15 protein-coding genes are annotated in these 26152 nt (G+C 63.9%); 1 reads left to right on the top strand and 14 read right to left on the bottom strand.

What is annotated here, in order from left to right:
• Positions 1 to 82 precede the first annotated feature (82 nt).
• Positions 83 to 1609: a mercuric reductase gene (locus GEOBRER4_RS02300; RefSeq protein ID WP_185244064.1), complete on the bottom strand. Its 1527-nt coding sequence runs from the start codon at positions 1607 to 1609 to the stop codon at positions 83 to 85.
• 251 nt (positions 1610 to 1860) lie between these two features.
• On the opposite strand from GEOBRER4_RS02300, the gene GEOBRER4_RS02295 reads away from it, so the two are divergent.
• The gene (locus tag GEOBRER4_RS02295) at positions 1861 to 4419 is read left to right on the top strand and encodes a sensor domain-containing protein (protein ID WP_185244063.1); all 2559 of its coding nucleotides are present in this window, start codon (positions 1861 to 1863) and stop codon (positions 4417 to 4419) included.
• A gap of 102 nt (positions 4420 to 4521) precedes the next feature.
• Here the strand turns inward: GEOBRER4_RS02295 and GEOBRER4_RS02290 are convergent, their stop codons facing one another.
• The 13 genes from GEOBRER4_RS02290 to GEOBRER4_RS02230 all read right to left on the bottom strand — a co-directional run bounded on the left by GEOBRER4_RS02290 (position 4522) and on the right by GEOBRER4_RS02230 (position 25320).
• Positions 4522 to 5385: a hypothetical protein gene (locus GEOBRER4_RS02290; protein WP_185244062.1), complete on the bottom strand. Its 864-nt coding sequence runs from the start codon at positions 5383 to 5385 to the stop codon at positions 4522 to 4524.
• Between the two features lie 69 nt (positions 5386 to 5454).
• Positions 5455 to 5604 (bottom strand): lmo0937 family membrane protein, encoded by a 150-nt coding sequence (locus GEOBRER4_RS02285; RefSeq protein ID WP_012528890.1) that lies wholly within the window; start codon positions 5602 to 5604, stop codon positions 5455 to 5457.
• A gap of 59 nt (positions 5605 to 5663) precedes the next feature.
• On the bottom strand, positions 5664 to 5855 hold the full coding sequence (locus tag GEOBRER4_RS02280; protein WP_085814049.1) for a Thivi_2564 family membrane protein: 192 nt from the start codon (positions 5853 to 5855) through the stop codon (positions 5664 to 5666).
• Between the two features lie 182 nt (positions 5856 to 6037).
• On the bottom strand, positions 6038 to 6217 hold the full coding sequence (locus GEOBRER4_RS02275) for a CsbD family protein (protein ID WP_185244061.1): 180 nt from the start codon (positions 6215 to 6217) through the stop codon (positions 6038 to 6040).
• 302 nt (positions 6218 to 6519) lie between these two features.
• The gene (locus GEOBRER4_RS02270; RefSeq protein WP_085814051.1) at positions 6520 to 7170 is read right to left on the bottom strand and encodes a response regulator transcription factor; all 651 of its coding nucleotides are present in this window, start codon (positions 7168 to 7170) and stop codon (positions 6520 to 6522) included.
• 10 nt (positions 7171 to 7180) lie between these two features.
• Entirely contained in the window at positions 7181 to 9523 is a 2343-nt protein-coding gene (locus GEOBRER4_RS02265) for a PAS domain-containing protein (RefSeq protein ID WP_185244060.1), read from the bottom strand.
• The gene (locus GEOBRER4_RS02260; RefSeq protein WP_185244059.1) at positions 9520 to 10506 is read right to left on the bottom strand and encodes an ABC transporter substrate-binding protein; all 987 of its coding nucleotides are present in this window, start codon (positions 10504 to 10506) and stop codon (positions 9520 to 9522) included. The genes GEOBRER4_RS02265 and GEOBRER4_RS02260 overlap by 4 nt, the downstream gene beginning before the upstream one ends.
• Before the next feature lie 281 nt (positions 10507 to 10787).
• A complete protein-coding gene (locus GEOBRER4_RS02255) occupies positions 10788 to 11672 on the bottom strand; it encodes a M48 family metallopeptidase (protein ID WP_185244058.1) in 885 nt (294 codons plus the stop codon).
• Between the two features lie 12 nt (positions 11673 to 11684).
• The gene (locus tag GEOBRER4_RS02250) at positions 11685 to 12188 is read right to left on the bottom strand and encodes an SH3 domain-containing protein (RefSeq protein ID WP_085814055.1); all 504 of its coding nucleotides are present in this window, start codon (positions 12186 to 12188) and stop codon (positions 11685 to 11687) included.
• Between the two features lie 161 nt (positions 12189 to 12349).
• On the bottom strand, positions 12350 to 20566 hold the full coding sequence (locus GEOBRER4_RS02245; protein ID WP_185244057.1) for a CHAT domain-containing protein: 8217 nt from the start codon (positions 20564 to 20566) through the stop codon (positions 12350 to 12352).
• Positions 20563 to 21207: a DUF1318 domain-containing protein gene (locus GEOBRER4_RS02240; RefSeq protein ID WP_185244056.1), complete on the bottom strand. Its 645-nt coding sequence runs from the start codon at positions 21205 to 21207 to the stop codon at positions 20563 to 20565. The genes GEOBRER4_RS02245 and GEOBRER4_RS02240 overlap by 4 nt, the downstream gene beginning before the upstream one ends.
• Positions 21197 to 24793, bottom strand: a complete 3597-nt coding sequence (locus GEOBRER4_RS02235) for a translocation/assembly module TamB domain-containing protein (protein ID WP_185244055.1) — start codon at positions 24791 to 24793, stop codon at positions 21197 to 21199. Before GEOBRER4_RS02235 ends, GEOBRER4_RS02240 begins: the two co-directional genes overlap by 11 nt.
• A 182-nt stretch (positions 24794 to 24975) precedes the next feature.
• On the bottom strand, positions 24976 to 25320 hold the full coding sequence (locus tag GEOBRER4_RS02230) for a hypothetical protein (RefSeq protein WP_226377865.1): 345 nt from the start codon (positions 25318 to 25320) through the stop codon (positions 24976 to 24978).
• Positions 25321 to 26152 lie beyond the last annotated feature (832 nt).

The following is a 26152-nucleotide window of genomic DNA, read 5'->3' as shown; positions in this document are numbered from 1 at the left end:
TACCCTGAAGACAAAGGTTTTCTTAACTCAATCTCAATCTTAATCTCGACTCCATCTGTTTAGCACATCCAGGGGCGATTGGTTACCACTTTCTTTGCCAGGCTAGCCAGGCCGTCATCAGCTTCTTGACCGAGGGAGTCAACCTGCCGCGGTTGTAGGAATCGGCGAGCTTTCTCAGGCTCTCGGCCTGGGTGGGGTAGGGGTGGATAGTGCGCCCTATCGCGGAGAGCCCCAAGCCGGCGCCGATGGCAAGGACGACCTCGACTATCATCTCTCCAGCGTGGCGCGCCACGATGGTCGCTCCCAGTATGGTGTCGCTTCCTTTTTTCAGATGCACCCGCGCGAACCCTTCCGTCTCCCCGTCCAGGACGGCGCGGTCCACCTCGGCGAAGGGGATTGTGAGGGTCCGCACCTCGACTCCATGAGCCGCGGCATCCGCTTCGTAGATCCCCACATGCGCCACCTCGGGGTCGGTATAGGTGCACCAGGGCACGGTCAGGGCGGAATTCTTCCTCCGGCCGGGGAAAAGGGCGTTTTCTATCACGACCCTCGCCTGCGCGTCGGCTACGTGGGTGAATTTATAGGCGGAGCAGATGTCTCCGGCGGCATAGATACGCCGGTTCGAGGTCTGCAGGAAATCGTTCACCTTGACGCCGCTTCCGTCGAACTCGACTCCCGCCGCCTCTAGCCCCAGCCCATCGGTGTTGGGCGCGCGCCCGGCCCCAACCAGGACGGCGTCGACTGCAACCTCGAACTCTGCCCCGTCCCGCTCCAGGAGAAGTCGCTTTTCGGAACCGCTGCTCCAGGCACGGACGAGCTTCGCCCTGAGCTCCAGCTGTATCCCCTCGCGCCTGAAGGCGGTTTCGAGAATTGCCGCCGCGTCCCGGTCCTCGCGCGCGAGGATCCCCGCTCCCCGCTCGATCAGGGTCACCTTGCTGCCGAAGCGCGCGAAAGCCTGCGCCAGTTCACAACCGACCGGGCCCGAACCGATGACAGCGAACCTTTGCGGAAGCGAGGTGAGGGAGAAGACAGTCTCGTTGGTCAGGCATCCCAACTCCTCCAGACCGGGTACGGGTGGAATGGCCGCCCGGGCGCCGGTGCAGAGTGCGGCCTTGGCGAAACGGAGCGTTGCCCCATCGACATGGAGCGCGTCCGCAGCGGTGAACGTCCCCTGCCCCAGGTACACGTCTACCCCCAGTTGGTCCCGGAAGCGAAGCGCTGAGTCATGGCTGCTGATCCCGGCCCTCAGCCCGCGCATACGCTTTAGCGCCACGCTGAAATCCGCCTGAAGCCGTTCCCCCCCCACTACTCCGAAACCGCCGATTCCGCGCGCATCGAAAACGGCACGCGAGGCCCGGAGCAGCGCCTTCGACGGCACGCATCCCACATTCAGGCAGTCCCCCCCCAGAGCCAGCCTCTCGACCAGGGCCACGCGCGCACCAAGCGCAGCCGCCCCTGCGGCGCAGACTAGCCCCGCGGTCCCGGCGCCGACAACGACGAGGTTGTAGCGCCCGGACGGCACCGGGTTTTGCCAACCTGGGGGGCGCACGTTCCACTCAAGTTCCCGGTTCTCTGCGCTGTCAGGCTGAAACAGGATGTTCTCACTCATGGCGCTCATCCTTTGCAAGGTGTTCTTTATGTATTAACATAGAGAAGCTAGTGTCACGGTTCGCATGGGCAAACCGGCAACTCCGACAAGGATAATTCACGGTGAAGTTTTACGCCAATTACCTTATCATTTTCTCAGCGGCAGGCAGATAGCAAATCTTCCCTTTTCCTCCCTGGCCACGCCGTGCCGATACTGTAGCTTATCAGCAGATGAGCTCCCTCCCGAAGAGGCCCGAAAGCATCGGAGGAGTCATGAGCGATGCAGATAGGAAAAATGCGGCGAACCATTCCAGACAACGCAAAGCCTTTGACAGCGACAACCTCTCCCTGTCCCGGGAAGAACTCGTCAGGGAACTGAAGGTCTACGCCGACCTCTACGAATTTTCCCCCTTAGGACATTTCACCCTCGACGCCGACGGCAAGATTCGGAGCGTCAACAGCACCGGGGCAGGCCTCATCGGCAGGCTCCGTCCGGAATTGCTCGGGATTCCCTTCGAACAGGTAGTGGCGGAGCCCTCCCGGGCGGAGTTTTCCGCCTTGCTGGATGACGCCCGCACCAGCCGCGCAAAAACCGCTTGCGAACTCACCCTAATCTCCAATAGTTCCGACCAGCTCTCGGTGCGCATCGATGTGCTTTGCTGCAAAGAGGGCAACGAGTACCGGCTGTCGGTGCTCGATATCTCCAAGCGCAAGCGGTCGGAGCAGGCGCTGCAGCGCTCCGAGGCCCGCTACCGCAGCCTCTTCGAGACCGCCAAGGACGGCATCATGATCGTCGAGGCGGAGAGCGGGGCCATCACCGAAGTCAACCCTTTCCTGGTCGGGATGCTGGGGTGCGGGCGGGATGAGCTTTTGGGCAAGACGGTCTGGGAACTCGACTTCTTCGCCCGTATCGTACCGAGTGCCGCCGATTTCAAGGCGATGCAGCAAAGGGAATCCTTTCACGGCGACGACCTGCAACTGGGCACCCTGTGGGGGCGGGACATCCCCGTGGAAGTGGTCAGCAACAGCTACATAGACCAGAGCAAGGTGGTGCAGTTCAACATACGCGACATCACCATCCGCAAGAGCGCCGAGGAGGCGCTTTTGAGCAGCGAAGAGCAGTGCCGGACCATAGTCAGCAACATCAACGAGTACGTCTACAGCGTCCGCTTCGAAGAGGGGGAGATCACCTCGATCTACCACAGCCCGAAATGCTTCGACATCACCGGGTACGCCCCCGAAGAGTACTACCGGGACCCCCTGCTCTGGTTCAGCATGATCCACGTGGAGGACCGCAACCTGGTGGTCGAGTTTCTCAACAGCATCTTCGCCGGGGTGGACCAGGAGCCGATCCGGCACCGCATCCTCCACAAGGACGGCTCGGTGCGCTGGATACTCAACAACTGCTCCGTGCAGAGGCAGCAAAGAGGGGATCGCCTCAGCATCACGCGGCTGGACGGCTTCATCCTCGACATCACCGACATAAAACGGGCGGAAGAGAACATCTTCTTCCTCGCCCACCACGACCCGCTCACCAAGCTCCCCAACCGCAGCACCCTCTACGAGCGTATGGAGCAGGTGATCTGCGCGGCACAAAAGAGCGCGCGCAACGTGGCCCTGCTCTTTCTGGACATCGACGACTTCAAGCAGATCAACGACTCCATGGGACACGACGTCGGGGACCGGCTCTTGCAGTCGGTGGCAAAAAAGCTCAACGACTGCACCCGCTCCTGCGACGTAGTCTCGAGGCTTGGCGGGGACGAATTCGTGGTGATGCTTTGGGACTGCGGCGTGGCGGAGACCACAGTGGTCGCGGAGAAGATCATCGGCACCGGGTTCCAGGTCATGGGCAGCAGCGTCATGGTCACCCCGAGCATCGGCATCAGCATCTATCCCGAGGACGGCCGGGATTACCTGACCCTTTTGAAGCACGCCGACATCGCCATGTACCACGCCAAGAAGTCGGGGGGGAACAATTTCCAGTTCTTCACCCACAAGCTGAACGAGATGGCGCACCAGCGGTTCATGCTGGAGGGGGAGCTGCGCCGGGCTCTCGACCGCAACGAGTTCGTACTCTACTACCAGCCCAAGGTCGACCTGGCGACCGGCAGGTTCAGCGGCATGGAGGCCCTGATCAGGTGGCAGCACCCGGTTCGCGGGCTGATGCTCCCGGTGAGCTTCATCGGCATCGCCGAGGAATCCGGGATCCTCACCCAGATCAGCAAGTGGATCATCCCGACCGTCTGCCGTCAGATCCAGCAGTGGCAGCAGCAGGGGATCCAGTCGGTTTCGGCTGCGGTGAACCTGTCGGCCAGCTTCTTCCAGCACCCCGATTTCGAGGAGACCATTGAGGACTCGCTGCTGCAAACAGGGATCGCCCCGGAATGCCTGGAACTGGAACTCACCGAGGCGACCATCATGAGCGACCCCCAGCGGGTCCTGGGAAGCATGGCCGCCATGAAGGCGCTCGGGCTGCAGCTCTCCATCGACGATTTCGGCACCGGCTACTCGAGCCTTAGCTACCTGAAGAAACTCCCCGTCGACAAGCTGAAGATAGATCAGTCCTTCATCCACAACATCGCCCGCGACGCCGACAACGCCGCAGTGGTGCGCGCCGTGATCAGCATCGGGCGCAGCATGCAGCTCAGGGTGATCGCCGAGGGGGTGGAAAACGCTTCCCAGCTCGCCTGGCTACAGGCCGAGGGGAGCGAGGAAGCGCAAGGGTACTACTTCAGCCGCCCGCTGCCGGTGGCGAAGATGACCTCGCTTTTGAAGCAAAGGGCGAACTTCCTGCACAACCCCCGAGGGAGGATGCAGCTGAAGATGCTTTAGGCGCAACGGGGAAGTTGGCCGGTCTGCATAGGAAAAGGGGTTGGCAGGCCGCGTTTCGCGGCCTTGCCAGCCCCTTTTTTCCTGAGGTTCACCCCTTCCCGGTCAGTCGGTTGTGACCTCCTCCTCATCCTCTAGATCGTACTCCTCGTCCTGACCCTGGTCCTGGTCCTCTTCGTCGTTCATCATCTGTTCCGTGCCGGGGTGCTGCCACTGCATCATGTCGTGCATCTTCTCCATGTCCTCGGTCAGCTCGGCCCGCTGCTGCACCATCGTCGCCACGGTCTCCGCCACAAGGTCCAGCTTCGCCTGGCCCGAAGCCTGCCGCATCCGCTGCACCAGCTGGGCCAGCTCCGCGTCCTGGCGCTTTACCTTCTTCATCATGTCGTCCATCATCATGGCGTGGTCGGGGTTTCCAGCCCGGCAGTCGCACCCCCGCATCCCGCCGTAGGCGCCTTGGCCCTGCCCTCCCCGGGGGCCTGGACCGCTACCACACCCCGCCCCCCCGCACTGCATGAAGATCGACTGCAGTTCTTTTTTCACCTGCCCCGAATCGATCTGCTCCTTCTGCACCAGCTCCTCCAGCTGCCGCAGATGCGTCTTCACCTGCACCAGGTGCTCGTCCATCATCTTCTGCCGCTGCGGCGGCAGCTGCATTTCGGCAAGCGCCGTCGCCCTTTGCTTTTCCATCTCTTCGACGCTGCGCCTCATCTCGGCGACCGCGGTGCGGGCCAGGGGGGCCGGCACGGAAGGTCCCTGCTCCGCAGCCTGGTAGAGGGTCTCGGCGAAGTTGGCGACGTTTCTGTGGTACGCCCTCATCAGGAGATGGGAAGGCGTAGGCATCATCACTTGGTTCATTTGCTGTCCGGGAGGCACCTGCCGCACCGTGGCAGCGGCGCCGCCATCCGCGGCAATACAAGGCACTACGGCAAGGGCAAGGATCGTTATTACTGCGGCTGTTACTCTCACTGGCAACTCCCCCTTTTCTTTTTCTGTCAACCCAGGCCCCTGGACAGCGGTCACGACCGATGCATCAGGCTACAGAGGCCGTCTTCCCTGAATAAGGTTGATTATAACCACGATGATGGCAAGTACCAGCAGCAGATGAATGAACCCGCCCAAGGTATAGCTGGTTACCAGCCCGAGAAGCCACAGGATCAGCAGTATCACCACGATGGTCCAGAGCATGTCGTCCTCCTTTGAGAAACGGTCCTTGTTGCTGCCGGCCGCTTCCGGTTGTTGTTAGCTCACTTTCCTACCCTTAGCCGGGTGATGTTCTCCATAAGCCCGAATACGTTCAAAAGCCAGATCACGACTACTATCACTACGACCGCGTTAAGTATCGACTTGATGGAACCTGCCATGGGGACGTAGGTGTTGACCAGCCAGAGCAGGACACCAACCACGATGAGAACCAGTAAGACCTGTACCAGGGGCATGTCGGATACACCTCCTTGTTGTTCTTAGTCCCCCCCGTCTCCTCGAGCACCTGGTTCATCCGGGATGGCCCAACCGTTTCGATCACCAGCAGAGCGACCGCAACCACCACCGGCGCCTTGAATAGAAGCCGCTTCAGATCGCGCGGAACGCCGGGCCTCGATGGCGGGACCGCGTCAGGCGCCTACTTCTGCAGTTTTTTCTCCGCCTTTCCGGCATCCTTTTGCACCTTGCCGGTCACCTTCTCCGTCCTCCCCTGCTGCTCCATGGAGACGTTGCGGGTGACATTTCCGGCTTGTTCCTTCACCTGTCCTTTCATCTCGTGCAGCTTGCCTTTTGTCTGGTCTTTCGTGCTCGGTTTCATGGTTTATACCTCCTGACCGATTAACCTTCGTGCCGGATGATGCATCTGTTGCTGATGACTGCGGCCGCTCTGCTGGTGATCGAGACTGCAGCGGGTGCTGCGCGGGGAAAACGGGCGGCAAAATCCTGAAAGTGCTCCGGGATTTTGATTAATTAACGCTAATTTTGCAACTCGTCTAGTTTATATGGGGCGGGTTTGGTGTCAAGAGGGATGGGGGACGGCTCAGGGAGGCGGGGAAGCATGTGGAGGCGACGATGCCGGGAATCGGCAGGAAGGGGGTGCGCTGGGCACCCCCTGGCAGGTCAATTGAGCGAGGTGAGTCCCTGGCGTACTGCGTACTTGGTCAGTTCTGCGATGCTGAACAGGTCGAGCTTTTTCATGATGCTGTGGCGCTGGTTCTCCACGGTCTTCACGCTGACCCCGAAGCTGAAGGCTATCTCCTTCGCGTTTTTGCCGTCGGCGATCAGTTGCAGGATCTCCCTTTCCCGCTGCGAGAGGTTCTCGTAGGTGGCCGGCACCTCGTCCGGGATCCGCTGCAGGTACTCCTTGATCAAAAGCGTGGTTACCCGGGAGGGGAGATAGGTTTCGCCAGCGGCCACGACACGGATCGCGGTGGCCAGCTCGGCGAAGGCCGAGTCCTTGAGAACGTAGCCGTTCGCGCCGGCCTTCAGCACCTCGACTACGAAGCGGCGGTCCGATTCCATGGAGAGCGCCAGCACCCGCGCCTGCGGCCACTCGGAGACGATGGCGCGCGTTGCGTCGATGCCGTTTAGGTCAGGCATGGTGATGTCCATGACGATGACGTCGGGACGGTTCTCGCGGGCCATCTGGATCGCCTCGACGCCGGTCGCCGCCTCCGCCGTCACCTCCATATCCTGTTCCTTGTCGATCAGCACACGCAGCCCCTGCCTCACTATGGCGTGGTCGTCCACGATCAATACCTTCATGCTCATATCCCGCCTCCTATCCGTTCTCTATCTCCACGGGAACCTCGATGGCAGCCCTGGTGCCTCCCTGCGGCCTGGATTCGATGCTGAACACCCCACCCAGATGACCTATTTTCTGGCGGACGTTCGAGAGCCCGAACCCGCCGCTTCTGGCAGTGGCGCCGTCGCTCGCGCCCTGCCTGAATCCTACACCGTCGTCCTCCACCTCGATCGCGATGCGCTCCCCGACCCTGCTGAAGCGTACCCGGCATTTCTTGGTGCCGGCGTGCTTGGCGACGTTCAGCAGCAACTCGCGCACCGCCTGGAACACGGTGGAGCGGACCTCGTAACGGAGCGGCTTGTCCTTGCCGTCGTCGCTGAACGCAACCTCCAGCCCGAAGTCTGCTTGCAGTTCCTCCCCCAGCCAGCGCAGGGCGGCTTCAAGGCCGGCGGTGGCCAAAAGAGGAGGACGTAGCTGAAAGGTGAGCGAGCGTATGTCCTGGAGGGTCTGCTCGATCAGCGTCTCCACCCCTATCGCCTCCGCCTCGCACTCCCCCAGGGGGAGCTTGCTCGCCAGGGAGTCGAGCTTGATCTTGGCGAGGATCAGGCGCTGTCCCACCTGGTCGTGCAGTTCGCTGGCGATCCGGTCGCGCTCCCGCTCCTCGGCCATGGAAATGTCGTGGGCCATGTCCTGCAGCTTTTGCTGCTGGGCCAGCAGTTCCACCTCCACCTTCTTGCGCACCTCGATCTCCTGCATCAGGTGCTCGTTGGTGAGGGAGAGCTTCGCCGTTCTGAGCTGCACCTCCCGCTCCAGGTGCTGTCTCGCTCCCAGCAGCACCTGTTCGGCTACCTTGCGCTCCGTTATGTCCATCACCGAGCCGGTGAGGCCGATGACCGCCCCGGTGTCGGCTATGAGGGGCTGGAAGCTCATCAGCCAGTGGCGCAGGCCGCTGGGCCACTCCTCCTGCCCCTGGACCTCCAGGTCAAAGAGGGACTCACTCTTCTCAAGGACCGGGCGCCACATCTCCTTCAGGGCGGCGACGAACTCCGGGGGGTGCACCTCGTCGATGGTTTTGCCGATATGCTCGTCCATAGGCCTGCAGTTGTAGCTGGCCATCCGCTCGTTGAGGCGCAGGTAGCGCATCTCCCGATCCACTGCGAAGAGGCCGACCGGGGTGTGGGTGTAGATGTTGGTCAACTCCTGCAGCTTCATCCGGTAGCGGCTCTCGCTTCGGGCGAGCGCCTCCTCTACCCCCTTGCTCTCCGTGATGTCGGAGATGAAGCCGTGCCAGAGGGTCCCCCCGTCGGGAAGCCTCATGGGGCGCGCCTGGCCGCGCAGCCACCGGATCCTCCCGTCCGGCAAGGTGATCCTGAACTCGTGCTCCCAGGGCTGCAGCGTGTCGGCCGAGTTGAGAAAGGTCCCGACGATCGTCTGGTACTTCTCGGGCTGGAACCGCTCGAAGAGCTGGTCCAGCGCCTGGGCAGGCGCCGCAGCGTTTCCATGGCACAGGTCGTCCACCCCGCGGCTCACGTAGGGGGTGCTGAAGACGCCGGCGGGGGTGATTTGGGCCTGAAACAGGATGCCGGGAACCTGGCTGGAGAGGTCGTTCAACAGGTCGTGGCTTTTTTTCAGCTGGCCGGTGTAGTCCTGGACCTTGTCGAGGACGCTGTTGAAGACCTGGCTGAAAACTGCCAGCTCGTCGCTTCCCCGGCACTCCATCCTGTGGCTGAAGTCCCCCGATGCAATCCTCGCCACCCCTTCGTTCAAAAGCTGCAGCCTGCGGCGCAAAAGGGAGTTGATGAAAAAGGCGTTGGCCCTCCCGGCTGCGACCACGAGGAGGACGAAAGCGAAAGTGAGCAAGATGGACCGAAAGTTCGCCCTGTCGTAACGCTGCCGGGTCAGCTGCTGCAGCTGGGAAGCGGATTGCTGCAGGGCGGAATCCTTGAGCATGATCTGACTGTAGAGCCGGCTGGCTAGTTCGTCGTGGTGGGCGTTATCCAGTTCCGGGCCCCACTTTCCCCGCAACAGTTCGACCAGCCTCTGCGAAACCAGTACCGATTCACTGAAGTCGACCCGCACCTTTTCCAGAACCTGACGCTCTTTCTGCGTGTGGAAGCGCTCGCCTCCCCGCCGGATCAAGCCGTCCGCATCGCGATTCAGGTCGAACCACTGCACCCTGGCGCGCTCCAGTCCGTAGAGAAAATATTCGTCGCGCAGCGTGGCCCGCTCGAAGACAACGGTCTGGATGTCGTCCGAGAGCACGTCGTTTTGCCGGGCCGAGTTCAACTCCTCCGAAGACCAGAACAGAAGAGCCACCCCGAACACGAGGAGCGCGAAGAACATGATGGAGCTGATTTTCATCCGCTCGGCAAAGGTCACTGGCTCACCTTTTTGATGTTGATCGCTTGAGGCTTCACCTCCTGCAGCGGCCTGACGTCGATGTAATCCAGGTAGTTGGGCATGGGCCCCTGCGGGACCAGCTTGCGCCTGAGCGCCCACCGGCTCTCCTCCTCAAGCGACAGAAGCAGCGAGTGGTCAAGGGAAACCTTCAGCCTGCTTTCGTTCCAGAACTCCCTCAGGAGCTCGGGGGTCAGCTTCAGGGCTGCGGCCACCAGAGTCCGGGACTCTTCGGGATGCAGGGAAGCATAAGCCTCCGCCTTCAAGAGGGCGCGCAGCACGCGCCGCACAAGATCCTGGTTGGCGTCGATGTAGCTGCGGCTTCCAGCCAGCACGTAGGTCAAGGTAAAGAGGTAGGGATCGAAAAAGACGCTCGCGGCGGCGCCAACTCCTGTTGCTGCCTGCTTCAGGATGGGATTCCAGGTGCAGGCCGCGTCCACCTCGCCTGAGCTCAGTGCAGCAGGTATCTGCTGCGGGGCCAAGGCTACCAGGGTCACCTCCTTTCGCGCGATCCGGGACGCCATCAGGAAAGAGTCCAGAAACACTTCGGAAGTGGTGCCCGGGGTGTACGCTATGCGCTTGCCGCGCAACTCTTCCGGGATGTCGATCCCCTTGGCGACGACGCCGTTGCTCTTCCCGGAGGAGAAGATGCCGGCGACCAGGGAGACCGGTTGCCCTTCGAGCGCGGCAAAGACGAATGGGGTCTCGGCCGCCGTCGCGAGGTCGGCCTTACCCTCTATAACGGAGGCAATCGCCTGTTTCCCGAAGCCGACTACCACCGGCTGCAACAGCACGCCCTCCTCCTGGAAATATCCCTTGGCCACCGCCAGGTGCACCAGCGCGCAATTGGGCTGCTCGGTGTAGGCAAGCCGCACGGGAATAGGCCGCAAAGTCTCGGGATTGGTCTTTGACTGGCAACCGAGGACCAGCAATGACAAAATCAGGATGATCGCAGCTCTTTGCATGAACCTTCTCCTCCGGCTCGGTTACATTGAAGCTACCTGACCGGGTATGAGCCTGCCAAGAGAGAGCTCCCTCTGTTTCAGCCTGACTTCGCTATGTAACCGACATTATGCCTTGTTGCTTAAAAAGTACAATACCTTTGTTGAAATGAACAACCGGAATGGCCGATAATATCCCTGGAAGAAGGGGAAAAAAGAAAAGGGCGAATTTGTCTTCGCCCTTTTCCTGCTCTACTATATGAGTCGCACAATTAAGGCAGGCTAACGCCAAACTCTTCAGTCTATTACTTTCCCTTCTTGGCGACTTTGACATATTTCGCGAATCGGGCCGGGACTTTTGCCAAAGAGGCATGGTCCGGGTACTTCTCCAGGCGGGAAGAAAGGCGTGCAATGCGCTCGTCCAGGGGGGGGTGCGTGGAGAACCAGGACCCCTTCCCTGAATCGCTTGCCTCAAGTTTCTTCAGCTTCTGGAGCACGCTGACCATCGCGGCAGGGTCGTACCCGGTGCGGTAGGCGGTCTCCAAAGCGGCCAGGTCCGCCTCGTATTCCATCCCCTGGTCCAGCCCCTTGTCGAAGAGCGTCGACTGCAGGTCGCCGATCATGGATTCGAACTTCTTGCCGTCCCCCCCCTTCATGGTGGCGGCGGAGATGGTCCCGACCCCCTGCAGGAACTGGGCGCGCCGGATGCTCTTCAGTGCGTGCTTTTCAGCCACGTGACCTACCTCGTGCGCCAGAACCGCCGCGAGTTCGGCCTCGTTGTCGACCACGTCCAAAAGGCCGCGGCTCACGAAGATCATCCCGCCGGGGGCGGCGAAGGCGTTGCGGACCGGGCTGTCCAGCACCACGAACTGGTAAGGGATGGTGGAGCGCCGGCTGTTCCTTGCCACCGCGTTCCCCACCAGGTTCACGTACTTTTGCAGCGCCTCGTTCGGCACCGGCTTGCCGAAGCGCTGCATGCTCTCAAGCGCCAGGCTCTCCCCTACTGTCCGCTCGGTCGAGTAGCTCATCTCCTGGGAGCTCGAGACGACCTGGGTCGCGCCGGAGAGGATCTTTCCCTCCCGCGACTCGGGGTTCATCAGGTTTTGCAGCTTGTCCTGCCAACCGGCGTGCGCCTCGACGGAGCAGAGGCAGGCGAGCGCAAAAAACAGCGACATGGTTGAAGTTCTCATCGCATCCTCCTTTTATTGGGCGTACTCGCCGATTTTGCCTTCCTTGAGGAAGGTCCTCACTTCCTTGTCGCTCACCTTGCGGGAAAGGATCTTGTCCAATTCCTTCTTGAGAGCCTCCGGGGTCCCCCGTTGCTTCGCGTACTGGGCCACCTCGGGAGAGAGGCCGCGGATGCTGCGGGCGCTGTCGGCCTTGGCCGTGTTTATCTGGCTTTTCTGCAGCGAATCGCCGAAGAGCCCTTCGCCCCCTCCCACCTCGGCGACCGGTTGGGTGTCGGAGACGCGCCCGGCGTAGACCCATCCCTCTTTCCCGTCGGCGCTTTGCACCTTGAGCCAGCGCCCCGCCCCCTCCACCAGGGTGAGCTCCGCACCCACCGGCAGCTCGGCCACCTTCGCCGCGCTCACCGACTGCTCGGCCTTGAGCTCCGTCCCCTCGCTCACCACCCAGCGCTTCTCCGCGCCAAGCGCCGGCGCCGCGGCCAGTGCCAGGAGCAAGAGCGCCACTGTCGTCTTTTTCATTGGTCTCCTCCTTTGTTCTTCATCCGCCGCGTGCCTTGTACGGCGGATCGGTCTAAGTGCAGTTTCGAGTTCTCCCCCTCCCTTAACGGGCCCGCGCGCCGTAGCGCTTCGGTCGGCGAAGGCGGGAAGGGGAACTTTTTCGCTGATGTGACTGCGAGATTCTACTGGTAATCCCCGGTTAGCACAAAAGCCCCCCAGTACCCCGGATGGGGATAACGGTTTCTCACGTGCAGCATGGCGAGGCGCAGCGCCTCCGCCTTCGAGCTGCGGCTGTAATCGCGGTAGAACTGCTTCATAAGCACGGCGCTGGAGACGTCGCTCACCCGCCAAAGGCTCGACATGAGCGCGTGGGTTCCGGCGAAGAGGAAGGCACGGTTCATCCCGATCACGTCATCACCGCTTGTCACGTCCCCAAGCCCGGTCTGGCAGGCGGAAAGCACCACCAGATCCGCCTTCACGTCCAGCCCGAACACCTCCTCCGCCTGCAGCCTGCCGTCGGCCTTTGCGTCCCTGGCGAGCCTGATCGAGGAGAAGAGCGGGTTCACCGGGTCGAATTCCCCGTGCGAGGCAAGGTGGATGATCCCGAAGCGGGCGATGTTCTCCCTCACCCAGCTCTCCGTCGCCCGCTCGCGGGTGAGCGTGGTGACGTCGCTGTAGTTCCAGCGCAGCGTCCCCGCCTCCTTCTCGGCGAAGGGGAGGTCGAGCGCGGCGCTTCCCAGGTCGGGGTTCCCGACGGCCAGGATGCGGAGGTTCTTTTCAGCCTGGCGGCGCGACAGGGTGTGGCGCAGCACCGACGCGGCGGGGAGATGGAACAGGGTCTGCCGGTCGATAAGGTAGTTCCTGCCGTCGTAGAGCGTCGCGAAGGAGAGGTAGTGGAGGCTTCCGTGCGGCACGATCCCCACCGGCTGCAACTCCTTCACACCGGCCAAAGGCTCGGCCAAAAGGAGCTGGTACAGCTCACGCGAACTCTGCTCCAGGGGCTCCAGGTTCTGCAGCATGCGCCGGTAGTTGGAGATCTTATCCGCCAAGTCCCGCGCCGCGACCGGGAGCACGAAGAGCTTCGACCCCTCCTTGGAGAGGCGCCAGCAAAGAAGCCGGTCCGACAGCTGGTAGTAGGAAAGAAGCGTCACCCCCGGCTCCAGGAGGGACTGCACTTCTTCCACCCCCATCGGGGACACCTGAACCAGGGAAAGGAGCTCCGGCCGCTTTCTCTCGATGTCGAGCAAGAGATCCTGGTAATCGGCCTTCAGCCGCTGCAAAGCCTCGGCGTACATGGCGCGCTCGGCCTCTTTCTGCGCCTGCACCGAGAGCTGCTCTTGCTCCAGGATCTGCTCCTTCAGCCGGTTCTGGCGGTCGTAGAGCTCCTGGTCGCCGCTTCCGGAGAGGGAGAGCCGCTGCCTCCCCAGGATGTCGATCAGGTTCCTGGCGCGAGAGCGCTCCGCCACCGCAAACGCCTCGTCGTCCCGCTTAAGGTCGACCAGGAGCCCGACGAGGCCGGAGTAAACGTCCATCTTGTCGGCGAGGAAGCCGTCCTTCAGCTGGTCCAGCCGGATCTCGGCGCGCAGCCCCTCCACCGTGTCGAGCGCCTGCCGGTAGGACGCGACCGCCGCCATACTGTCGCCTCTCTGTTGCTGCAACCTGGCCAGGCCAAGGAGCGCGCGCCAGCGCACCTCGCGGACCAGCATGGCGTCGGCAAGCTCCAGTGCTTTGCGGTAGCTTGCCTCGGCCTGCGCGGGAAGTCCGCTCTTGGCCCGGGCGTCGCCAAGCGCCAGGTGGATCTTCGCCTGGTTCACCTTGTCGCCGATGGCGTCGGCCAGCTGCGCCGATTCGGTCAGGAGCTTCAAGGCGCCCGCGGGGTCGCCCATCTTCAGGCGGGTCTGGCCGAGGTTTCTCAGATCGTAGGCGATGGCCCAGCGCGATCCCAGCGAGCGGTCAATCTCGAGCGCCTTGCTGAGAGTCTCCAGCGCCCCCTGGTAGTCCCCCGACTCGCGCTGCACGAGGCCGATGTTGTTGAGCGTGGTCGCCTTCTCGTCCCGCCGGACCTCCAGCTTCCCGGCCTTCTCCAGCGCCGCCCTCAACTCCAGGAGCGCCCGCTTATTGTCACCCAGGGTCCACCAGATGAGCCCCCCGGTGTTCTTGGCCATGACCTCTTCCAGGGGCCAATGCTCCTTCTCCGCCGCCTTTTCCACCTGTTCGCGCAGATCGAACGCCTCCTGGTAGCGCCCCTGGAACCAGGCGTTGTTCCCCTGCTCCAGGACGATCCGCATCCGGGTCTTGAGATCGTTGCCGCTTTTGGCGAGGGCTTCGCGGTAGAGGAGATCGGCGGCGGGAAAATTCCCCAAAAGCCTCTGGCAGCGCCCGCGGTCGAGGATAGCCTCCGCCTCGAGGGCGCCGCTGCCGTTCTTTGCGTAGAGCTCCTGGGCCTTTTTGTAGTAGCTCTCGGCAACGGCAAACTGGTTCAGGCGCAGATCGTAGATCCTTCCTAAGTTCCGGTACTGGTCGGCCAGCGACAGCTCGTCCTTCAACTGCAGGCGCAGCCCGGCGGCCTCCTCGAAGAGGGAGCGCGCCGCGGGGTAGTCGACCGCGTTTTCCATCACCGCACCGAAGTCGGAGAGTGCGGCGGCCTGCTCCTTCACGAGCCCCAGCTCCGCCAGTATTTCCACCCCCTCCTTGAGCGCGGCCGCCGCCTCACCGAAGCGCTCCTGGCGCCCCTGCAAAAGGCCCAGCCGCAAAAGCGCGTCGGCGTGCTCGGCGGTGTACGGCTTCTCCTTGGCGAGCCGCTGCACCAAAAGACCCGCGTGCTCCACGGCGCGCCCGGTAAGTCCCGCCCCGAAAGCGCTCTCCCGTGCGTGCCGGTGCAGGGGGGCCGTGTTCTTGGCGAGCTCGGGAGTCGAAGCCGCGATGATGAGCGCATTGTCGAAGAGTGCCAACGCCTGCGGGTAGCTCCCCTCGTTGTGCGCCTTGATCCCTTTTTTCACCATCTCGGCGAACTGCTTTTTGGCGAGCTTGGCGTTCTCGGCGGCATCCCCGCCGAAATCCCCCACCAGGATCCACCCGGCGGGAAGCTTCCGCCTGGCCGAGGCGAGCGACTCCGAGGCGTAGGCGCGGGCGAAAGCCTGCGCGTCCCCTGCCCCGTTTTCTGAGATGAGGAGGCTCGGCACCCCCACAAGCGAGGCGAGCTGACCCAATTCCCAGGCCCGGTCCACCCCACCCTTGGGCGCCACCAGGAGCGACACCGACTCTCCCTGCGCCAGCTCCAGCAGATCATGCCGCGCCCCGGCTGAGTCCTCGAAGGCGGCGGTCGCCCGCCCCCCCTCTCCCGGCCGGTTGGGTACGGCGGCAAGAAGCCCCGCTCCCCCGGCAAGCGCCACGGTGTGAGCGTCCGGAAGCGATTGCCCGGTGAGTATCACGAACGGCTCCTGAGAGGGCCACCATTTGGCCTCGTCCAGCACGCGGGAGCGCAGCGGCCGGCGCCCTTCAACGGAGCGTAAAAGCTGGGTCGCCGTCACTCCCCAGGTGAGGACCGGGGCGGAGGCGAAGCTTCCCGGCTCCTCGTGCACCGCGACCGCCGCCGGGTCCGCAAGCCGGGCCGCGAGAGCGCTTTTATCCAGCGTCTCCGCCGTGATCCCCGCTTTGCCACCCAGCGTAAAGAGGAGGAAGCGCTCGCCGGAAAGCCGCGCCAGGCGCAGCACTGTCCGATTGGGTAGGCGCTCCAGAACGTCGATCGCCTCTACCGGCTGAGGCGTCAGGAAGGAGCAGAAGCGCTCCCCCTTCCCCGCCGCGCAGGCTTTCCTGTAATCCGAGACAAGAGCGTCGAAGCGCGCCCGCTCCTTCCCTCCGTCGCCGGGAAGGGCCAGTGCGGACGCTGCGAGACGAAGGGCACCGGGACCGGCGAGTTGGTAGAAGGAAGGAAGCTGCTCCAGGTCCTTGCCCAGCAGCGAGTCGATGACCGTCTGCTCCTGCTGGCGGCGCAGCTGCAGGTAGGAAAGATCCCCCTGTGCGGCAGGCTTCGCGATTTCCGCGTTCACCCGGTCCAGTTCGGCCAGGCGCGGCGCGGCGCTTTTGAGGATGCCGGCGGTAACCGGGTCGGAGAGCCCCAGGAGGGTCCGCCCCAGTATCTGCACCCGCTCCAATTCGCCCAGGCGCTCCAAGAGCGCGAAGGACTGCTCCGGGTCTTTTGCTGCCAGAGCCTCCAGGCGGGGGGCGAAACGCTGCGTCAACTCGCCGCGTTTTAGGTCGTAGCCGGCAGGAGAGATGCGCTCCAAAAGCGCCGACGCCTCGTCGTAGCGCGAGAGCGCCGCCAACGAGCGCCAGGCGAAGGAGTCGCTTCCCTCCTTCTGCGCTTCGGCGAGGGTCGCAGCGAAGCCTGCCTGGGCCGCGTCGGCAAGCCCCAGTAGAGCGAGCGTTTGCGCGCGGTTGAGCGAGGCCGCGAGCTTCGAGCGGCGCAAATCGGCAGCATCCTTGTCTCCGGCCGGGAGCGCGAGCACCCGGTCCCACCTGGCGACGGCGCGGTACAAAAGCGCGTCGCGGCGGCCGTCCGCGGAGAGGTATCCGGCCAGTCTGGAGAGGATGGCGCCGACGTCGTTGCCGTAGCGGGCAAGGGTATCGGAAGGAAGCGCCTCCCGGTAGGAATTCGCAAGAGCAGAGGTCCGCGCCTCCAGCTCCAGGAAGCGACCCACCTCGCCGGTGGCGTCCTTTTCCGGGATCAACATCCCGTAGTTCACCAGGTTCAGCATGGCGCCGACGGCGTTACCCCCCCGGACCGCGATGGCCGTGGCGTCCCTGAAGCCCGCGGCCGCGGTCTCCCTCTCCCCGCGGGCGAAGGCCAACTGGGCGCTTCGGTGGGTGAGAAGCCCGACGCCGAAGAGATCCCCCTCGGAAAGGTCCTCCACCTTTTTCGGGTAGCGCTGCAAGAGCTTCGCGAAGAGCTGCGCCGAGGCGGCGGTGTCCCCGAGGTCCGCTGAGATGCGGGCCAGGTAGCTCTCGGCCAGACGCCTCTCCTGCTCGGCGCTGAAGCCGAAGGCGGCCTCGGTGGCTCCCCCCTTGTCGAGGGCGACGTTGGCCTGGACCTTGAAGAGCCCCCCTCCCTTGCCGGGGGCTGTCTTCTGCCGCGGCGGGTACTGGTCGATCAGCGCCAGCACCTCGCGGAAGCCGTCGCGCGCGGCTGTGAGCAGCCTGCGCCGGTCGGCGCCGGTGGCATCATCCGCCTGGCGGTAGGCGGCGATGCTCGCGGAGCGGCGGTTCGCCACCAGGTTTCCGGTGCGCCCCAGATCCCGGTTCAGCTGGAAGGCACGGTCGAAATGCTCCAGCGCCAGGGCGAAGCGGTCCGCGTCGAGAGCGGCGAGCCCCAGCCGGTCGTGCAGCTCGGCTTCCGTTTCCACCAGCCGCGGCACCGCGTCGAGTTCGCGCTCTACCCCGGCCAGCATCCCCTGCAGCTCCGTCACATGCTTTGCCTGGGCAGGTTCACGGCCGGAGGCGGCGACGAGCTTTTGCTCCCGCGAGACCAGGCGCCTAAGGGCCGCGTCGAAGCGCTGCCAGGCCGCGGACGGGGGAGGCTCCACACGGTCCGCGCCCAGAAGCTCCAGTTCGGCGTTGATCGCCTGCTGCTCGCGCAACCCCTCTTCCTGGGCCGGGGAAAGCTTCGTGCCCGAGAAGAAGCGCTCGACGGCGCGGCGGGTCAGGCGGCCGAACTGCTCCAGCGGGCGGGCCGTGTCCAGTCGCGACTCGTTCAGCTTGAGCGCCCTCTGGTACCCGGCGATGGCCCCCTCCTTCTCGTGCACCTGGAAGGCGACCGCCGCATAGCGCTGCTGGAACAACAGCTCCGTGTCCGGGTTGTCGAAGGGGATCGCGGAGGCGAGGCGCGCGCTGTAGTGGCTCCAGGCGAGCGAATTGCGGCCGAGGAGGTATGCGATGTTGCCGATGTTCAGGTCGAGGTTGGCCGCGTTGTCAGGGTTCTCCTGGGGGCGGTTCAAAAGCTTCGCCCGCCGGTAGAAGTTGAGCGCCCGCTCCAGCCCGCCGCGCTCACCGTGCACCGTCTCCAGCACCTCGGCGATGTAGCCGCGGGTCTGCGGCGGATACTCGGAACCGGGAAGCCTCTCGGCGGCCCGGGCAATGAGCCGGTCACCCTCGAGCAGGGCCTCCTTCCCCGGAAGGTAGGTCCGGCAGAGTCCGGCCGCGTAGAGAAGGACCGGGTCGTCGGGGTATTGCTGCAGCATCCGCTGGTAGAGGGCGAGGAGTTCGGGGGCCTGGTTCTGCGCCGCCACCGACTTGATGTAGCCGCGGTGCGCCTCGAGGCTCCGCCCCTCGTAGCGGATCAGGTCCAGGAACGCCGCCCGAGCGGCTGAGACCTCTCCCTGCCGGTACAGGCTCTCGCCGGCGGCGAGGCTCTTCCTGATGAAAGCGGCGCGGGCCAACTGGTAGAGGGGGGCATCCTCGGGGTGCTGGGACATCTCCTTCTCGTAGAGCGCCGTAGCCTCCCCGAAGCGCTCCTCCCGGTAGAGGATCTCGGCCAGCGCGAAGCGTGCCGCTGCCGTCGGGGTCGCCACGGGGGGATATTTCTCCAGCACGGTCCGGTAGGCGTCCTTGGCCCTGACCCAGTCGTCGCCGCGGTAGGCCAGGTCGCCGATCCGGTTCCAGGCCCCCATGGAGAGGCGCGGCAGCTCCGTGCGGTACTTTTCGGCGAGCGCGGCCAGGCGCTCCCTGGGGTCCCCCGGCTGCGCCGTCAACTGCCGCAGGATCTCCGCTATAGCCGCCTCGGCCCAGCGCTCCTGGCCGTCGTATCTGCGCGCCACTTCGGTGAGCGCAGCCACGGCCCCTTCCCCCCCCTCGATGCGGGAGAGAAGTGCTGCACGGCGGTAGGCGGCCTCGGCGCGGGTCGCCTCGTCAGTCCCGGTCCCGCCCGCTGCCTGCTCCAGGAGCGCTATGGCGGCCAACTGGTCCTCGGCACCCGAACCGAATTCCGCCAGAAGGCGCGCCCCGTCCACGAAAGCCCGGGCTGCTACGTCGGCTCCCTTCCCCTGTGCCGCCTGCACCATCTCTTGCCTCGCCTGCGCGATCACCTCCTTGCGGCGCCCGGAAACCACCACCTCGCCGCAGCGGCGCACCGCTTCCAGCCTGATGCGGGCGATCTCGGCCAGGGCCGACTCCGCCTGGAATAAGGCGTAGCGCCTGGCGGCCTCGGCGTAGCGGGACTCGGCGCCGGGGAGGTCGCCCCCCTCTTCCAGGATCCCGGCTAGAGCCAGCGAGGCGAGCGCCCCCTCACGGGCAGGCTCCTTCTCGCGGGCCAGCACCCGCAGACAAGCCAGGCGCGCCATAGCCGGGTCGGCGGGCTGCCGCTCCAGGATTAAGCGCGCCAACTGCCACTGCCCGGCCAGATCCTTCTGGTCGGGGAGCTCGCCGGAAAGCGGAAGCGACAGCACCTGTCCGCCCCCCATCTCCCCCGCGACGAAGAGCACCCGGTCCGGCGCGGCCAGTGGAGCGGCGGTGGAGAGGAGGCCGGAGGTGAGGGGGAAGGAGGCGGGAAGCCCGTCGCTCCCCTTGCGGGAGAGCTTCAGCCGGAAGATGGCGCCCCCTTCCGGCCCGGTCGCGGAGTCCCCTGCGGGAGGGGCGAAGCGGGTGAAGAGGATGGTGTCGGAATCCTGCCAGGTGGGGTAGAGGTCCCGATCAGGCCCGGAGGTGAGCTGGGTGAGAGAACCGCGGTCGTAGAGCCAGAGGTCCCCGCCGGCGTCCTTTTCGCGCGAGACGAAGGCGAGCTTTTCCCCGTCCTGGGAGGGGGCCGCGAACGCCGCGTCGATGCCTATGGGAAGCGCTTTGGCGTTCCTTGCGGAAAGCTCCAGCCTGACGATCTCGCGCCGCTCCACGCCCGGGAGCTGGCGCTGGTACAAAAGGGCCGAGCCGTCGGGCAAGAAAGCGGGGGCGTCCTCTCCGGCGTCGTTGCCTGTCAACCGGCGCGGCTCGGCGTTCAGGCGGGCAAGGTCGATGAGCCAGATGTCGCCTTTAAGGTCGTCCCGCTCGTCGGCATAGGCCAGAAGCGTTCGGTCGGCGTTGAAGGCGGGAGCGGAGATCCGCACCGGGCTTTGATGCAAAAGGAGCGGGAGCGCCTCGTGGTTCTCAGGCGCATGCAGCCAAAGCTCGTAACCCGCGTCACCCTTCTCCACCGTGGCCACCAGCCTTCCGTCCCGGGACTCAGCCGCGTAAAGCACCGAGCGGGGGGTGTAGACGGCGGGGCGGGGAGCCGACTCGGGCCGCGACCTGGGGGCGGGGCGGGGAGCCGCCGGGGCCAGCAGCTCCTCGCCAAGCGGCGCGGCACCGGCGCTGATTTCGGCGAGACATGGCGACAGGGCCAGAAGTAGCGCTATCCATGCGGGGAAGCCTCTCATTGGTTCACCCAGCGGCCGTCGTCCCCCTGGACCTTAGTGCCGGGGGCGCTGTTTTGCCGATTGATGCGGGCAAAGACCTTCCTGATGGCGGGGAGATCCTTCGCCGTAAAGTTCTCGTTGGTGCGCACCACCCTGAGCATCAGGATCTCGCGGGAGCGGTTCACCTCGTCTACCACCTGCTTGAATTCACCCTCGCTGAAGCGCGCGGCAAAGGCCTTGAGGTCTGCGGGTGCCTTTTCCGGAAGGGCACGTTCGAAGGGGGTGAGGTTCCCCTCCAGGTTCTCCCCGACCCACCCCAGCCGCTTGAAGGTCTCCACGTCGTCGGCGTGGAAGGCAATTGCCTCCAGCGCCTGCGCCGCTTCCTGGTGTTCCGGCGTGTGTTTCTGGGGCGCGTCCACCTTGCCTGTCGGCGACACGCCCCGGACAGAGGCAACCAGGAGCACGTCCTCCGAGAGCGCGTTGTATGTCCCGAGCACCTGGTTTTCCAGGGAGGTCCTCTCGCTCACCACGTTCACGTCCACCTTTGCCAGCGTGCAGCCCCCAAGAAGGAGCGCCAGCCCCAGCGCAAGCGGCAGGAGGCCTGCCCCGGCTCTGACTCTGGAAGGTCGAACGTCGAACGTTGAACGGTTTCTATTTCCCATTGCTCCTCCTTTTCAGCGACAGCGCGCCGTCCGCCCCAACCACCAGCGTGTCGGCCCGGGCCAGCTCCAAAAGCGCCCTCGAAGAGGTGATGCCTGCGGTCAGGCGCTCCAGCTCCTTGCGGATGGGGAGCTCGGAGAGGCGCAGCCGCTCCAGCTTGGGGATGTCCACCCCCACCCCCTTGACCAGCAGTTCACCCTCGCAGTCGAGCGCACCGTCCACGGCGCTCACCCTGAGCCCCTTCAGGTCGGCCAGTTGCAGCGATTTCCTCTGCGCCACTATCTTTTCGTTTCTTTGGTACGGGTCCATGGCGTAAAGCGCCCGGTCCAGAATGCGCGAGCTGAAGTGCCGCAGGTTCAGGTTCAGCTTCACCCCCTCCAGGAGCGCCCGCTGCTCGGCGGCAAGCGGCGCGGAGAGGGAAAGCTCGCCGGTCAGCTCCTCGCCGGGACGGGCTGCCCCCGTAGCGGGGAATAGAAGCGCCGGATCGAGGCGCGAGAAATAACAGTAGGTAGAAAGGACCGGGACCTCGCGGGAGAGGTCGATCACACCACGCGCCCGCACGGTCCCACCTCCCACCTCGGCCTGGAAGAAGCTGAGCCCCAGCGTGTCCGGCTCCAGCAGCAGGTCGGCTTCCAGCGCAGTGGCGCTCAAGGGGATGGCGCCGGAATTGAACGAGGCGCTCTTGATGCCGATCTTTCTGGGGCCGCTCGCCTCCCCGCGCAGATCCTGGTAGATCCTCGCGGCAAGGTCCGAGTTTGCGGCTGCAGGCGGCGCCACCGGTGGGGGACGCACCAGGAGCGCCGAGAGGGGAACCCACTGGTCCCCTTTCCCCTGGGCCAGTGCGTAGCTGCGGTCGAAGACCAGGTCGGCCCGGATCCCCTGCGCCGACATCCCCTTGCCGTCGGCGACGCCGAAGTCGCGGCACTTGGTGTAGCCGCGCATCCTCAGTTCCCGTGCGGCGGTGAGATCCAGCCGTGCGCCGGCGGCGACGTTGCCGGAGAGTTTGAGCCCGGCGACCGCCTGCTTCGCCTCGCGCGGGAAGTTCCCCTCCAGGTGGGCGAACATGGTGGCGTCCAGGCGCTTCAAAAGGGTCGGGGTATCGAGCTTTGCCGAGTCGTCCAGCAGACGGTCGATCCCGCCCACCGTCAGCTCCGCCACTTGTGACAGCCCCAGCGAAGCTACCCGCAGTTCCTCGGTCAGGCGAAGGTCCTTCCACTGCGAAAGCTCCCCCTGAACTGTGAGCGCGCCGGACTTAAGCGGGAGCTGTCCTGCTGCGCCGGCAAGGCCGGTGATGCCGGCGAAGCTGAAGGCGCCGTCAATGGCGACCGGTTTTCCGGACGCGGGAAGCGAGAACATGGCCGGGGTGGTGGTGCTGAGATTTTCAACCGTGTAGGTCGCTTTAGCAGTGGGAACGCGCAGATCCAGGCTGTTCAGCTGCAGCGCGATGCTCCCCCGGTCCAGGAGGGCGCAGGCGCCGCGCGCCATCCGGAGCGGGTTCTTCTCCTTGGCGAGCGTCGCGACCGGCAGAGGCGCCTCCAGATCCCACGTCGCCGCCGCCACCCCTTTTCCGTCGAACCCCGCGGGAAGAAAAGCTGCCGCCACCGGCATCAGTTTTTTCAGATCGACCCGCGCTTTTCCCGTCGTGGCCGCCACCTGCTTGAACAGGCCAGAGAGACCCGCCTGGGCCTCAATGTAAAGCGCGTCTGCCGCGGTGGCGGTGAGATGCGCACGCTTCACCGTGGGGCTACCCTCCCCCTTCTTCGGGAGGTGCACCCCTTCCGCCGCAAGCGTCGCCGAGAGCGGGGTCAGCAGCACCTGCTTCCCCCCCTGGTTCGCGCGCAGCTTCGATGCGGAGAGCTTGAGCCCGGGAAGCGTCGCCTCCAGCTCTCCCCCCGCGAGCGCCCGCCCCTGGAGCTGAAGCTCCTCGCGCAGCTCCTCGACGGCGAGCTCCTGGCCGACCTGAACCTGCGCGAGCTCCAGCGACTGGCCGACCTTTGCTACCGCGCGCTTCCGCTTCAGATCCAGATCGGTTAGAGACAGCGCCAGCGCGCCTTTCCCCCCTTGGAGCAGCACCTTCTTCTTGCCGGACAACTCCGCTTTGTTAACGCCTAAGCGCAGGTCGGCGGCTAAGGAGAGCGGGGCAAGCTTCTTCAGCGGGACCGCCGCACGCTGCAGGACGAGCGAGAGCCCCTCCCCCTGTAGCGACCCGTTAGCCAGGCGCAGGCGCAGTTGCGGCAGATCGACCCCCGCCTTTTCCAGGGTCAACTCGCCGTCGTTGTCCGGTCCCTGCAGCCGCGCCGCGAGCTTTACGACCGACGCCGTCCCGGTTATCTCCTGCACGGGAAGATTCGCCGGCAAAAAGGGTGCAGCCAGACGCTTTGCCGCTGCCAGGTCCAGCCGCAGCGGGCCCAACTCCGCGGCCACAGAACGGGAGCGCTCCGTCGGGCGGTCGACCACGGCGCTCCAGGCCGCCGACAAAAGACCGGGGCTTGCCAGGGTGCCGTCACTGAAAGTCACACGCTGCCGCTTGTGGTCACTCACCAGCTTCTGGTGCAGCTTCAGATCGAGCGGCCCCGCAGTCCCCTTCTTACCCGGGATCTTCCCGATTGAGAGCCGATCACCGGCCAAGTCGAAGAGGACCCGGAGGTCGGCGTTTTTGTCCAGCTCCGCTCCCAGGTCGAGCGCCAGCGTCCCCTCCAGCGCCGGGAGTTCCCGGTGCGCCAAGCTTGCCGCGAGCGGCGCCAGTTCCGGCAGGTTCACCCGCACCTTGGCCGTGAGGCCGCCGGGGCGGTTCACTCCGCCGCCGGCGTCGAGGGTGAGCCCCGGGAGGCCCGCCTGCGCCAACAGGAGCGACGCGGCAGGCTTGATCCGATTGTTCGCCGTCACCAGGTCCGAGAGCCTAGCCTTGAAATTCACCAACTGGGGCTTCGCGCCCGGCAGCGCCACGGTTCCCGTGAACGAGGTGTCGATTGGTTGCCTAGATAGAGAAGGAACGGCAAGGGCGAAGGCGACGTCGCGCAGCACCGTCTGCTTTCCGGAAGCCGGATCGAGATAGGTCACCGTCATGGGAGCGGCGTCGACTGCGAGACGCACATCCACCGGAAGCGGCCACTCCATACCCTGGAACTTCTGCACCGCCTCGGCCACCTGCGTCAGGGGATCCTTGGCCGGCTTTACGGGGGGCGGTTTTTTCGGCCCCGGAGCCAGGCTCGCCTCCAGCTTTTTGAGCTTCACGTCGAGCGAGACCGTGTAGCGCCCGGAGTCATCCCACTCCAGCCCCGGCTTTACGCGCAGTTCCGCCAGGGTCGCGTTCATAAGAGGCGGAGGTCCGTCGCCGACGGTGAGCCCGGAAAGGGCCAAACCTCGCGACCACGACACGGTGAGATTGAACCAGGAAACCGGCTTGTTCAATGACTTGGAGAGCTGAAGCCTCAGCAGGGATTGGACTTGGGAGGTGGAAAGAAGGGCCGGCAGGAAGACCACCAGGAGGACGAGGGCGATCAACCCTGCCAAAGCGGCCAGGGCGCCCGCGTACATCACTTTTTTGAATCGGAGTGCACCAATGTAGGAAAGCAGGCTACGGAGCATCAGTCGGTATCCCGGAGGCGGCGCTGGACTAAGGGGAAAGGAGCTGCTGGAGCAAGGTGATTTTCTTATCACCTCCGCAATTCAAAGTCAAACTGGTTCGTCCCGTCACCACCCTGCCCTCAAGGACTTATGGCAGAGGTAACACAACTGGTCGCCTTTCTTTATCAGGTGTGGCGGCTTTGTCAGATCGTGACAGGAAAGGCAGGTGATTTTTCCGTCCTGCAGTACCACCCCGCCTCGGTTATCTCGGCCACGGAAGCGAAATCGAAATCCTTGCCGTAAGGGGGATAGGGGCGCAGGACCGAGTGCTCGTTGGTATAGAGGCAGTGGTCGGTGAGGCAGATCGAGACGGGTTTTCTCGACGCGGCACCGGAGTGGCAGGCAAGGCACTCCTCCGCAATCAGAATGCCGCTGGCGCTGGTCTGGTGGGCCAGATTGGCTTGAGTCGGCAGCAACGACGCTATTCCGACTATAGCAATAGCCACGGACAGTACCAGTGCTACCTGCACCTTGCCGACTTTTACCATGGCGGCACCTCTGTTCCAGAACCAGCAACCACCCTTTAACTTTCAGGCTCGCTCAGCGTCCGTCAGAAATAACCTCTGAAAGGATAACATAGGGGCAGGTGCAGGCAACGCAGCAGCCATTATATTCGGCTCATTCAGTGCTGGGTCTTCCAGCCCTCATCGTACGCCTTCAAACTCCGGCGTTAAAAGCGTCGTTTTATGAGTTATCCACCACAAGTCAGTGTATTCAAAAGGCATTGAGAAGTTCGTTATTTCCTCTTGTTTTCCTCCAATTTAACATTGTAAACATGAGGCTCAAAACTAAAGACAAACGGTCTGCTTATCAATGCTGACACTGTCTTTCCTTCGAAATCCCAATACCAGTAGCTATATGGAGAGGGCCATGAGGTTGGGAAGATCATCCAGGCACTGAAGCCTGTACGGTGTGGATCACCCCATGCATCTTTCAAGGGTTGTGCTTCAGGCATGTCAAAAATCGTGCTGAAAAAGGGCATAGACTCGTATTTTTCGAGATCTGGGTACTCTTGTTTGAGCTGTTCCAAAGACTTACTAAATTCATTTGGAGCAGGTAGCTTCGTGAAATGGCTCGACGTTGAGCACCCTAAGCTGAACATGAATAAAAAGCAGAAAAGGAAAAGTCGATAATACGGTTTCATAGTGTCCCTTAAAATTGAATGGCCAGCCACATAAAGAGATTGCCAAGTTAACACAACCGGGCTCAAGCTGTTAGAAAAAATTTACCTTCCTTGCCTCAATCGTCCTGCAAATACTCACCGCTAAGCCGGAGTGCGGCAGTTACATACGAAGCCACCAGTCCGACATTTTTATGAAC

It is taken from the genome of Citrifermentans bremense, assembly GCF_014218275.1.
Taxonomy (GTDB): Bacteria; Desulfobacterota; Desulfuromonadia; order Geobacterales; family Geobacteraceae; genus Geomonas; species Geomonas pelophila.
Note: the sequence above shows the minus strand (reverse complement) of the source record. Positions and strands in the feature narration are given on the sequence as shown.